Below are 11,407 nucleotides of genomic sequence, written 5' to 3' on the forward strand. Positions count from 1 at the left end.
TCCGAGCACCTTGTTGAACAGGTGATCGGCGGTGTCACCGGCGTCGGCGAGCAATTCGGCCAGCTCGGTGAACCCGTTGGGTCATCGCTGATTCCCGACTCCGCCCGTGGCCAGCGGTGCTCAGCGCAAGTCGTATAGCGCTCACGCAGCCTCTTCTTCAGCTCGAGCTGGTGTGATTGCGCAAAATGTCTCTCGGACTGTCCCTGCGATCTCGTAGCACTACGAACGGAATCCGATATGCCCGAATGGAGTTGGGACACCGAATCGTTCGCCGCGCAAGAACGACTTCCATCGCTTTCGCCCTGGCATCAGCGACAGCTACAACTCGGACGAGCTCGGCCCCTCCACAGCCGCATCGACGCCATCGACGCCGTGCAGTGGTACGACATACCGACGACGGGCCGCTACACCAAAACCCGCACTACCCACATCACTATCCGCCCCACGGCAGTAACGGATTTGGCCACCATATTCACGACTTGGATTGACCGAGCAAGAATTCGCCAGCAGGACACCGACGAGCAATTTGCCCACGGGACCTGGTAAGCGCCTGACGAGCCGCGAGAGACCAACCAGATGCCAAGCGCCCCGACAGCTCACGTCAACGATGATGGTTCGGTGTCTCGCGCTGCACGGCTGTTGGACTACCAATCACCCTGGCGGCCAGACAATTTCGAGGACGAGAAAGATCATCGTCACCTTGACAAACCGGACGACGCCCGAGAGGGTGACAGGCAGTTGTCGCCGTTGGGTGCGGCCAACTGCAGGAGGGGTTCGATGTCAGTTCAAATCACAGAAGGATACTGTCCCGCGCAGTGGTCAGAAGGCTATGAGGTGATGTGATGGGGGCGGGGGGATACTTCAATCACTACGACGACCCCGATGAGTACTGGGACGAAGAGCCACTTGTACCGAAGAGACCCAACGCCGTCCGGCCTGTTTCGGTGCCACCTGCTGTCGAGCCGAAACCATCACCGGCCGTCACCAAGTCGACGCCGCCACAGGCTGAGGCTCCCTTTGCGGCGGCTGACTCATCCGCAACTCCAACCCGTATCGGGTCATCCTTCGCCTCGATGGAACTCGACCGCGGATGCCTTCCAATCCGCATTCTGATTCGTCCGCAGTGGAGCCGCTATGTTGCTCCCCATGAGGTAGGCGCCGAACTTATGGCGGCGTACAGAGCCGCTGTGGAGAAGCGTATAGACCAGTTGTACGCATCTGGTCGTCGGCCGACTCCGCAAGAAATTTCGGAGGCAGCGATCCCGGATCATCGGACAATTCTGATGGTGTTGCTCGAGACTCGGACCTGGGAGGAATACAGCATCGCGTCCAGCAGCATGATCAACAGCGGCCACTTCCAAGCATCGGGTCAAGTCATATTTCACGGACAACATCCCGTCAGGCTGACCGCTGACGTTTCCCGACTGCTGTCGATCGAGGTGCGAAATGATTGGGCAGCGACCGCGCAGCCCGATCGGATCGTAGACGAAATCCTGTGGTGCGCCGATCAGATCCGTTCCATGCGCCCAAAGCGCATCGTACGGGGAGACTATTCACGTTATGCAGACGATGATCTGGAATATCAGTTGGACCACCATCGGCTGCGGCTCCTAGAAGAACGGATGGGTGATGGCAGATAAGCTGACACTTAACCTGCGAGCGATGAGATTGGCTGCCACCAGCTGGGGTGAAGCTGCCAGAAACCTCGAGGCAGGAGTTGAGACAACCAAGAAACTTGAAATCACTGCGTCAGAAGCAGGCACGTTCGCGGAAGCCCTGTCGAAGTATCAACCAGCCCCTGGCTATTTCCGAGACAGGTTGAATGAAGGTGTCACCGTTTTCGAGGATATCGGCAAAGTCCTTAAATCTGCGGCCGATACGTATGAAGCGGAAGACCTTGCTAGTAAAGGAAAGCTGGCAAAGCTCGAGGGGGAGATATGACAGCCGCGGATAACAAGCAAAGCTTGCTCGAAAAGTCATCGTATCTTCGTGCGAAGGTAATCGAAGTGGGAGATCTGCCGGCGAAGGTGGACTCAGGCTGCGGGCACCTCGTCAAGCTTGTTCGAGCAAACGGGTATGCCGGTGCCGTCAACAATCCCGTGGGGGTATTGACCGGGTCGGTTGAAGATGCCGTCGATGAGATTTGGGCCGAACGCGACAAGGCGAATAGTGCCATTCGTGAAACCTGGGAGAAGCTCGAGGAACTCGAACCCGATCTAGATGTTCCGGTCAAGTTCATCGACGTCGCGAACGAGTGGCGCAACCTCAAGAATAATCTGACCGCCGCAAGCGGCGACTTCGTTGATACCAAACTCTCCGAGTGGTCGGGCGATGCGGCTACCAGGTACGAAGAAATGCGCACAACCAGGCAACAGCCTGCACTGGACAACTTACAGCTAGAATTTGAGAAAATCGCAGTCAGCTTGGAAAGCATTGCTGCGGCGGAGTTGACTCTATACGGCGAGATCGCCACGAAAGTACAGGAGTTGATCTCGAAGGTTGAGGATGGCTTTTTCAACAGCGTCAAGAGTATGCTTTCCATATCGTTCTCGGGCGCGCTCTCGGTTGCGCAGGAGTTGGTAAAGGTGGTTGAGGCTGCAAGGATCTTCATTATCGGTATTGTGAAGACTATGGGGGATGCCGCCAAGACTAATATGATTGAAGGTAACAAGATATCGCAGATTGTGGAGATTCAAAAGGGTCTGCCTGACAATAAGTGGCCCAGTGGTGTCAAGTCTTCCTACGGGACTGGAATCGAGGGAATCCGGGAAGCCATCGGCGACGCGTCGACGAAAGACGGGGACAAGTCGGATTGGACGGTGCCCCAGTGAGGATTGGCTTGCTGGCCGTGGTCGCCACTGCTGCGCTGGCCTTGACGGCCGGATGTTCCTCGTCGCAGCCCGCTGCAACACCCGTGTCGTCTCAGGCTCGACCGGCGATGACGCAGGGAGAGCTGTGCGATGTTGTGAAGAACTTCTTCACAACCGAGTTGCGCGTCGTCGAAGTGCGAGCCACCGACTCAATCGTCTCGACAGGCACCGTCCTTGTTGACGGTGGAGTGTGCACACTCGCCCAGGGGCAGAACCCGATTGGGAACTACCGGGTGCGAAACGCGCCGGACGATGCGGACCCAACAGAGGGTCGCCGTGGATTTGTGAAGACGCCAGAGCTGGGCGAGGCAGTATGGGTGTACGACCTGCGAACAGATAAAGGGACCTATCCGGACACAGTACGGTTCGCTACCCGCATCAATACGTGGAACGCAATTCTCGAGATCCGGGATACCGAAACCCAGACGGCTACGGGCGACCTCCACTTGACGGACGACGACAAACGCAAATCCGTTCAATTCCTAACCGAGCTGACCACAAAATTGGCAGTCGATCGATAGCCGGTCCGGTGAGCGCCGAGCGACGGCACGGGGAACTGTCGGGACCTGACCTCGATTTTTCTCGTGGGTGGTGTTGTCGGCCTCATCGGGTTCGGATTGGGTTTCGCTGTTGATCAGCAGCGTATGGGCAAACGTGGGTGGCCCGGTCAGCGGGTTGGCTGTGAACCGCCGCGAATCTCACCCCATCGGCCCGGTCAATCTCTGGCTCGGCCAACTGTCCAACAAACGCAACCGCGCTCGCACCATCGCAGCACTGGTCGAAGCCCAGAACACCGACGACAATGACATGCGCCGAGAGATGCTGCGCGCCAAGATAAACACCGCCGAAACCAAGCTGCAACGCCACTTGGGCGCCATCGAAGCCGGGTGGCCTCCTCGATGCAGGCGCACCGCAGGACAGGATCGCGCTCTACGAGGCATGAACCTGGAGATCTCACGACCCCAAACGGCAAATCGTCGTTGCGTCAGCTGCCCCGTGTGGGTCAGCACTGGTGTCCGGAGGGGGAACGGTCGCCGGTGGCACTGTCGGCGGCTCATCCGTTCTCAGTCTTTCAGTCATCTGCGAAGTCGGTGCTGACGCAGTGTCGTTCGCCACTTGCGCCGTGAGGTGACGAGAACTCGTTGGACAGCAGCAGCCGTTGTCCAACGAGCCGGAGCTCGCCCGTAGTCGATGTAGGCCATCGACAGAATGGGGTGGCGTAGCAGGGTGCCGCACCAGCCGAGGTAGCCGCGAGTCCGCAGCAAATGCAGACTCGAACGTGTCGGTGTGGCCTGAAGCCGGCGTGATTCGAGATCAGCTTCCACATCGCGAACGGCGTCCAGCTGATTATCAGCTGTTCAACCGACAGACAGTACCCAAACGATCTGACACAACCCGGGATTCGTGTCGCGGCGACGGCGGCAGGTGGGGGTGGCTGCGTAACGTGGTCGGTGTCGGTTCATCGCCGAGCATCGGGCCCGGTTCGGGGTCGCACCGATCTGCCGTGCGCTCAGTGCACACGGGTGCGGGATCGCCCCGTGAACCTTCCATGCCTGGGGCAAACGAGCGCCGTCCGAACGCGCCCTGCGGGACGCGGCGGTGGCTGAGACCCCGGCCGGGTATTACGAGCCTGATGAGCGGGGGCGGCGGCGTCCGGAGTCGTTGTATGGGTCGTTGAAGATGTCGGCTCATCTTCGCCGCCAGGGGATTTCGGTGGCCCGCTTCACAGTGCAGCGGCTCATGCGCGCCAACAGGTGGAAGGGCGCCTCGGGGCCAGGAGTGTGTGCACTCGCTCGCTGATCCCGCGGCGCGGCGAGCGCCGATTTGGTTGATCGCCGGTTCCGGGTTCCGGCAGTTAGGAACGGCGTCGGCGGCACGGGTGAGCCGCACCCCGCCGTTAACCAGCAACGCACGTCAGAGCGGGGCCGGGCATCGAGCACGAGTCCGAAACTCACACAGCGGAAACCAGGTTCGGCCCAACTGGCTGCGGTGTGTCGGAGACGGTCCTGCGGTTCACCGTGCCCGATCCGCACGGGCGATATCCTCGCCTGCGTACTCGGCATGCATCTCGATGCAGTGGGGCATCGAGTTCAGCTTGCCGGATTCAGTTCTGTTGGATAACAGGCGTGGGGCAGTGTGCAGTTGGTCCGGCCGATCTCGTGACCAATGTAGGTGAGCAGCTGTCGTGTCAGGGCTCGGTCAGTAGCGGTGTCGTGGTCGGTGTAATCGCTGATGGTGTAGATCCGGCTGAAACCGGCCTGCTGCCAGCGTGATCGGGGCAGAGTGTTGCGACCGGCGACGGCGATCACGGGGACGGGGTGGGACCGTCCGACGAGGACGGTCAGGAGTTTGCCGTGTTCGGTTTGCTCGTCGATGCTGCCTTCGCCGGTGACTACCAGGTCCGTGTTGGTGAGGCAGCTGTCGAAATCGAGCAGATCGAGGAAGTAATCGGCTCCGGAGACCATCCGCGCACCCAGCAGCATGGCGGCGAACGCGATGCCGCCTGCGCTGCCTGCTCCGGCGGAGTCGGCTAGCGCTCGGGCCTGGGGGTAGCCGTTGTTGGTGAACACCTCGACGAGGTTGTCCAGGCCCGCGTCGAGGTAGTCGACGGTGGCCGGGTCGGCGCCTTTTTGGGGGCCGTACGTGTGCGCCGCGCCGTTCGGGCCGGATAGCGGGTTGGTGACGTCACCGGCGATCAGGATCTCGATTCCGGATAGATTCACCGCGCGCGAGGCATCGATCTGGTCGATCTGGGGCAGGGTGCGCCCGCCCGCCCGCAACAGTCGGCCGGTGGCGTCGTAGAAGGTGAATCCCAGTGCCGCGAGCATCCCCATGCCACCGTCGGTGCTTGCGCTGCCGCCCAGGGCCAGGACCAACTTGGTGGGTCGGTGGCGAAGTGCGTGCTCGATGGCCTGTCCCACGCCGAGGCTGGAAGCGTCGAGGGGAGCGGTACGGCCGCTGGGCAGGGTGGCGAGACCGCAGGTGTTCGCGACCTCGACCACAGCGGTGGTGGCGTTGACGGCGATGCGTCCGCGGTGTGGTGTTCCAGTCGCGCCGGCCGTGGAGATCGGGTGCGGAGTGAATCCGGCTGCGATCGTTGCATCGACGCTGCCATCACCACCGTCGGCGAGCGGAAGTTGCCGGCAGTCGATTCCAACCGAGGCGAGTCCGGCTGCGAGGTGTTCGGCAACGTCTGCCGCGGAGAGTGATCCCTTGAACTTGTCAGGGGCAACCAAAACCCTCATCATCAGCCCTTCTCACGTACGTCCACCAGCACGGGCGCCGTGTCATCGTGATGATGCTCGTCCGAGGGATTCTTCTGGAGGATCACCATGTCGAAACCGTTCTCGACCTCATCGGCTGGTGGGGGTAGCACCTCGCCGGAAAACACTCGACGGGCACGGTCGACATCGAGTTCGTGGTTCCATTTGGCGACGAACAGGGTGGCCACCGCGTTGCCGATGAAATTCACCAGAGCACGGCATTCGGACATGAACTTGTCGATCCCGAAGATGAGCATGATGCCGGCTGCGGGGATGGTGCCGAGTGTGCTCAAGGTTGCGGTCAGCGCGATGAAGCCGCCTCCGGCCACACCCGCGGCACCCTTCGAGGTCAACAGCATGACCGCGAGCAGGCCCAGCTGCTGCGGAATCGACAAGTCGGTGCTGGTGGCCTGTGCGATGTATAGCGCGGCGAGGGAGAGGTAGATCGCGGCGCCGTCGAGGTTGAAGCTGTAGCCGGTCGGAACCACGAGCCCAACGGTCGTCTTTTTGACACCGGCGTACTCCATCTTCCGCATCAAACCGGGCAATGCGGGCTCGGCGGTCGAGGTGCCGAGGATGAGCAGGAGTTCTTCCTTGAAGAATCCGAGCATGCGGAAGATGTTGAGCCGCAGATACGCCATCACCGCTCCGAGGCACACGATGACGAAGAACGCGGAGGTGACGTAGAACAACAGGATCAGGCTGCCGAGGCTGGTCAGTGTCGAGATGCCGTACTTGCCGATGGCGAAGGCCATCGCCCCGAATGCGCCGAGCGGGGCGAGTTTCATGATGAAGCTGAGCACCTTGAAGACGATCGCGGTCAGGCGTTCGACAGCGTCCTGGATCGGTGCGGCCACCTGGCCGACGACGTTGATGGCGACACCGAACACGACGGCGAGGAAGATGACCTGCAGGATGTCGCCCTGGACGAACGGGCCCACCACGCTGTCGGGAACCAGGTGCGTGATGAATTCCCACCACTGCTTCTCCTGGCCTGCCTTGATCAGTTTGCTGGCGGAGTCGGTGGTCTTCAGTGCCGCCGCATCGGCGTTCACGCCATCGCCGAGGCGGAAGATATTGATGGCCACCAGACCGGTGAGCAGGGCGATGATGGTGCCGACCTGGAAGTAGGTCAGCGCTTTGATTCCTGTCAGGCCGACCTTCTTCAAGTCCGTGACGCTCGCGATCCCACCGACGATGGTCAGGAACACGATCGGGCCGATCAGCATCTTCATTGCCGTGATGAATGTGGTCCCGATCGGCTCCATCCCCGCACCAGTGTCCGGCCAGCGCCAACCGACCGCGATGCCGAGCACGATCGCGACCAGAACCCAGAAATACAGTTGCCTATACCAGGGTTTTTTCACCGTCACCGGTTGGTAATTGGCTGCGCTGCCGGGTATTGCCATGAGATTCACCTCGGGTGAGAGTTTTCGTTGTAGAGGCCGAGTTAGCTGCCGATCGAGGGCAGGAGACCGGGCAGGATCCTGCAGAGTCAGGCCGGAGCGAGCGCGGTCCGCAGGGCGGTGACGATGGCTTCGGTGACCGTCTCGGTGTTCGCGGTGCCGCCGATGTCGCGCGTGCGGGCACCGCTGCCCGTCGCCGCTTCGATGGCGGCGTCGATGCGGCGAGCCTGCTCGTGTAGGCCGAAGTGATCGAGCATGAGGGCGGCGCTTGCGATCGCGCCGATGGGGTTGCTGATGCCTCGACCTGCGATATCGGGTGCCGAGCCATGGACCGGTTCGAACATGCTGGGAAATCGGCGCTCTGGGTTGAGGTTCGCGCTCGAGGCGATACCGAGGCTTCCCGCCAGCGCGGAGCCGAGATCGGAGAGGATATCGGCGTTGAGGTTCGAGGCGACCACGACCGACAGTTCCTCGGGATGCAAGATGAATTTCGCGCTCATCGCGTCGACCAGGACACTCTCGGTCGCGACGTCCGGGTAGTCCGCGGCGACCCGCTCGAAGACCTCGTCCCACAGGACCATGCCGTACTGCTGAGCGTTGGACTTGGTCACGCTCGATACCTTCCGCACCGTTCGGGTGCGGGCCAGATCGAACGCGAACCGGATGATCCGCTCGCACCCCTTCTCGGTGAACAGCGCGGTCTGCAGGGCGACCTCGTTGCCCGGTCCGCGACCGCTCAAGTTGCGGCCGCCGAGGCCGGCGTATTCACCCTCGCTGTTCTCGCGCACGACGACCCAGTCGAGTTCGGTGTCGTCGGCCTTGCGCAGCGGCGACCGCACTCCGGGCAGGAATTTCACGGGGCGAACGTTGGCCCACTGGTCGAAATTCTGCGTGATATTCAGTCGCAGACCCCAGAGGCTGATGTGGTCGGGCACGTTCTCCCACCCGACCGCGCCGAAGTAGATGGCGTCGAACGCCCGCAGCGTCTCCAGCCCATCGTCGGCCATCATCTTCCCGGTCCGCGCGTAGTACTCACATCCCCACGGAAACTCTTCCCATTCGAAGGCGAAAAGACCACCGGACTGTTCGGCGAGCACGTCGAGCACACGCCGTCCGGCTGCGACGACCTCCTTGCCGACGCCGTCGGCCGGGATCGATGCGATCTTGAACGTCTGCGGTGCCATACCGATGCCTCCAAATATGTTGTGCGGGTCACAGTGCGTACTGCATCCATTAGCCCGTCACAACGCAGGCCGCGTCCATGACCAAGACTCGATCCGCCTTATAGGTTTTACCTAATAGGCCGGTATATTCGCAGGTAGATCCGTTGAAGCAGATGGCGGCAGGTTGCCCGATACTGCGGAGTTCGACGGAATGCGAGGGAGATGAGGTTCGGTGGACGTACGACAGTTGCGGTACTTCCTAGCGGTAGTCGACCACGGCGGTATCAACCGCGCCGCGGAAACATTGCTGATCGCCCAACCTTCGCTCTCGCAGGCGATCGCCGCGCTCGAACGTGAAGTCGGGCTGCCCCTCTTCCATCGCATCGGCCGACGGTTGGTACTGAGCGACGCCGGTAAAACACTTGTCGGCCCGGCACGGGTAGTGCTGCGCGATCTCGAGGATGCGAAGGCATCTGTCGATGCGTTGAAAGGACTTCGCACCGGACGCGTCGATCTGATCACCATGCCTTCGCCGGGGATCGAGCCCCTCACCACGATCCTGATCAGCTTCGGCCGCACCTATCCCGGAGTCACCGTCAGCGCCGAGGCGGCTTTCACGCCTGAGGAGGTGCTGCACGCGGTGCGTTCCGGCGTGTGTGAAGTGGGAATTCTAGGATCGCCCGCCGTGGTGCGGGCGCCCGAACTCGACGTCGTTGCGCTCGAGAGCCAGCCACTCATCCTCATCTCCGGCCCAGGTGCACAAACACCGGACCACCCGGAAATTCAGCGGTCGGAACTGGCCGGATTGCGGTTGATCGTTTCGCAACGCGGATCGTTGATGCGGACCTTGGTCGACGAGGTGCTCGCCAGCGGCGTCGAAGCGTCCATTGTCGCCGAGGTGGCGCATCGGACATCGATCATGCCCATGGTGCTCAGTGGATTCGGACAGGCCGTCATGCCCTCCTCGTGGGCACCCTCGGCCCGGCAGGCCGGTGCCACCGTGCACCGCATCGTTCCGGAGTCCTACCTCCACATCGCAGCGGTCTGCCGCCAAAGCCACCTCACACCACCCGCCCGCGCCCTCATGAACGAAGCACGCCGCTACGCTGCGCAAACCCCCACCGCGTGGGAAATCGCGAATGCGAGCACTCAAACCTAGGCACGACCGAGGTCAGCCAGCATGCTCGAAGCCTGTCGCGACACTCGCCCCAGTCGGCTGTGCGCCGCGCTGGATCGCTTGGGATCTTTCCGATGATCTCGTGGTCAGGATTCTGATCGACGAATCACAGCCGGGCGCCGGCGAAGGAGGCGACGTGCAGGCCGAGCCGAACCGAGCGCTACGACGATCTCGTGAAGTGGCTTCGGTCGGGTCGGTGGCCGCGGCCGCCCAGGACAATTCGGCAGTTCTACGGCCCAGTGCGAAGCCGGACAGATCACGGACACGGACCAGAAATCCCTCGGCGACAAGCAGATTGAGCATTCGGTACGCGGAAGTGGACGGCACGCCAGCTGGTCGGTGCCATCAGCGGCGCCGCAGATGTAGCGGGTTTCACGATCGCGGAGTACATCCCCCGTCAAGTGCTTGCCTTGCAGCGACTCTGTCTATTCGTCGATCAGATGCGTGCACTGGGTTACTGGGTCGATCCCAGGTGGCGGGTGCCGTCGTGCTGTGGCGGATCGACGCGTACCAGCCCCGACTGGAAGGCGATTACCACGAGTTGGGCGCGGTTCTGGACGCCCAGTTTCGACATGGCGCGCTGGACGTGGGTGCGGACAGTCAGCGGGCTGACATTACATCTTCTCGGCGATCCCCTCATTGGACAGGCCTTGGGCGACCATGGTGACGACTTCGCGTTCACGGGCGGTGAGGACCTCGAGGGATTCGGCTGCGCTGATGTGGCTTTCGGGGCGGGCGAGGTAGCGGGCGATCAGGGTGCGGGTCGCGGTTGGGGAGAGCAGGGCGTCACCCGCGGCGACGGCGCGGATGGATCGCAGGAGTTCTTCGGGGCCTACGTCTTTGCCGAGGAATCCGCTGGCTCCGGCGCGAAGGGCTTGGGCCACATACTCGTCGAGTTCGAAGGTGGTGAGGATCAGTACGCGGGTCTCGCGCAGGGCAGGGTCGGCACAGATCTCCTGGGTCGCGGTCAGGCCGTCGACGCCGGGCATGCGGATGTCCATGACCACCACGTCGGGTTTGGCCGCTCGGGCCAGTTCGACTGCCTCACGGCCGTTTCCGGCGATGCCGACTACCTGCAGGTCCTCGGCGGAATCGATCAGGAGCTGGAAGGTACCGGCCAGCAGGGCTTGATCATCGGCCAGCAGTACCTGGATGGTCATGATGTCTTGTCCTCGTGGTCAGGGGCTTCCGGTCGCTCGAGCGGAAGTTCGGTGGTGACTTCGAAGCCGCCGTCCGGCCTGCGCCCGGCGTGCAGGTGGCCGCCGGCGGAGACGGCTCGTTCGTTCATGCCGATCAGGCCGTAGCCTTGGCTCTCCGAACCCTGTTCGCCGCGAGCATGTTCGGACAGTGTGTCGCCGTCGTCGGCCACACTGATCGTCAGTAGCAACTGGGAGTAGACGAGCCGCACCGCCGCCGCCGCGGTGCCCGCGTGCTTGGTGACATTGGTGAGCGCCTCCTGGATGATCCGGTACGCGGTCAGGTCCGCGCCGGGTGAGAGCGGACGCGGCGCTCCGGTGATCGACAGCGT

At 62.2% G+C, this 11,407-nt stretch carries 10 protein-coding genes and 3 pseudogenes; 7 read left to right on the forward strand and 6 right to left on the reverse strand.

Annotated features, from left to right (window positions below; translation table 11 throughout):
• Positions 1–237 precede the first annotated feature (237 nt).
• From ON44_RS51135 to ON44_RS49240, 6 genes and pseudogenes are all read left to right on the forward strand, one after another.
• A complete protein-coding gene (locus ON44_RS51135) occupies positions 238–546 on the forward strand; it encodes a hypothetical protein (protein ID WP_157187601.1) in 309 nt (102 codons plus the stop codon).
• A gap of 296 nt (positions 547–842) precedes the next feature.
• Positions 843–1,640, forward strand: a complete 798-nt coding sequence (locus ON44_RS51140; RefSeq protein WP_157187602.1) for a hypothetical protein — start codon at positions 843–845, stop codon at positions 1,638–1,640.
• Positions 1,630–1,941: a type VII secretion target gene (locus ON44_RS42385; protein WP_040700680.1), complete on the forward strand. Its 312-nt coding sequence runs from the start codon at positions 1,630–1,632 to the stop codon at positions 1,939–1,941. Before ON44_RS51140 ends, ON44_RS42385 begins: the two co-directional genes overlap by 11 nt.
• Entirely contained in the window at positions 1,938–2,831 is an 894-nt protein-coding gene (locus ON44_RS42390; protein WP_040700682.1) for a WXG100 family type VII secretion target, read from the forward strand. Before ON44_RS42385 ends, ON44_RS42390 begins: the two co-directional genes overlap by 4 nt.
• An 8-nt stretch (positions 2,832–2,839) precedes the next feature.
• Positions 2,840–3,391 (forward strand): hypothetical protein, encoded by a 552-nt coding sequence (locus tag ON44_RS42395; protein WP_157187603.1) that lies wholly within the window; start codon positions 2,840–2,842, stop codon positions 3,389–3,391.
• 931 nt (positions 3,392–4,322) lie between these two features.
• Positions 4,323–4,724: pseudogene (locus ON44_RS49240) on the forward strand (IS3 family transposase); the annotation flags it as partial.
• A 236-nt stretch (positions 4,725–4,960) separates the two neighbouring features.
• Here the strand turns inward: ON44_RS49240 and ON44_RS42405 are convergent.
• The 3 genes from ON44_RS42405 to ON44_RS42415 all read right to left on the reverse strand — a co-directional run bounded on the left by ON44_RS42405 (position 4,961) and on the right by ON44_RS42415 (position 8,723).
• On the reverse strand, positions 4,961–6,115 hold the full coding sequence (locus tag ON44_RS42405) for a glycerate kinase (RefSeq protein WP_051183281.1): 1,155 nt from the start codon (positions 6,113–6,115) through the stop codon (positions 4,961–4,963).
• Positions 6,116–6,117: 2 nt separating this feature from the next.
• Positions 6,118–7,542 carry a C4-dicarboxylate transporter DctA gene (dctA, locus tag ON44_RS42410; RefSeq protein ID WP_051183285.1) on the reverse strand — a complete coding sequence of 475 codons (1,425 nt, stop codon included), beginning with the start codon at positions 7,540–7,542 and terminating at the stop codon, positions 6,118–6,120.
• An 86-nt stretch (positions 7,543–7,628) separates the two neighbouring features.
• Positions 7,629–8,723 carry a tartrate dehydrogenase gene (locus ON44_RS42415; protein WP_040700688.1) on the reverse strand — a complete coding sequence of 365 codons (1,095 nt, stop codon included), beginning with the start codon at positions 8,721–8,723 and terminating at the stop codon, positions 7,629–7,631.
• 211 nt (positions 8,724–8,934) lie between these two features.
• On the opposite strand from ON44_RS42415, the gene ON44_RS42420 reads away from it, so the two are divergent.
• Complete coding sequence (locus ON44_RS42420; RefSeq protein WP_040700690.1) at positions 8,935–9,861, forward strand: LysR family transcriptional regulator; 927 nt, start codon at positions 8,935–8,937, stop codon at positions 9,859–9,861.
• Positions 9,862–9,988: 127 nt separating this feature from the next.
• Here ON44_RS42420 and ON44_RS53860 read toward each other — a convergent pair.
• The 3 genes and pseudogenes from ON44_RS53860 to ON44_RS42430 all read right to left on the reverse strand — a co-directional run.
• Positions 9,989–10,212, reverse strand: a pseudogene (locus tag ON44_RS53860) (IclR family transcriptional regulator); the annotation flags it as partial.
• A 121-nt stretch (positions 10,213–10,333) separates the two neighbouring features.
• Positions 10,334–11,039, reverse strand: a pseudogene (locus tag ON44_RS42425) (response regulator).
• A partial coding sequence (locus ON44_RS42430; RefSeq protein ID WP_040700691.1) for an ATP-binding protein occupies positions 11,036–11,407 on the reverse strand: 372 nt, incomplete at its 5' end. The gene ON44_RS42430 and the pseudogene ON44_RS42425, both read right to left, overlap by 4 nt.

It is taken from the genome of Nocardia vinacea NBRC 16497, assembly GCF_000308835.1.
In the GTDB taxonomy this organism is placed as follows: domain Bacteria; phylum Actinomycetota; class Actinomycetes; order Mycobacteriales; family Mycobacteriaceae; genus Nocardia; species Nocardia vinacea.

Bases quoted from the DNA above. Each gene is read 5' to 3' on its own strand.
- dctA (WP_051183285.1), bottom strand. From the start codon at position 7,542: ATGGCAATACCCGGCAGCGCAGCCAATTACCAACCGGTGACGGTGAAA.
- ON44_RS42415 (WP_040700688.1), bottom strand. From the start codon at position 8,723: ATGGCACCGCAGACGTTCAAGATCGCATCGATCCCGGCCGACGGCGTC.
- ON44_RS42385 (WP_040700680.1), top strand. From the start codon at position 1,630: ATGGCAGATAAGCTGACACTTAACCTGCGAGCGATGAGATTGGCTGCC.
- ON44_RS42405 (WP_051183281.1), bottom strand. From the start codon at position 6,115: ATGAGGGTTTTGGTTGCCCCTGACAAGTTCAAGGGATCACTCTCCGCG.
- ON44_RS42390 (WP_040700682.1), top strand. From the start codon at position 1,938: ATGACAGCCGCGGATAACAAGCAAAGCTTGCTCGAAAAGTCATCGTAT.
- ON44_RS51140 (WP_157187602.1), top strand. From the start codon at position 843: ATGGGGGCGGGGGGATACTTCAATCACTACGACGACCCCGATGAGTAC.
- ON44_RS51135 (WP_157187601.1), top strand. From the start codon at position 238: ATGCCCGAATGGAGTTGGGACACCGAATCGTTCGCCGCGCAAGAACGA.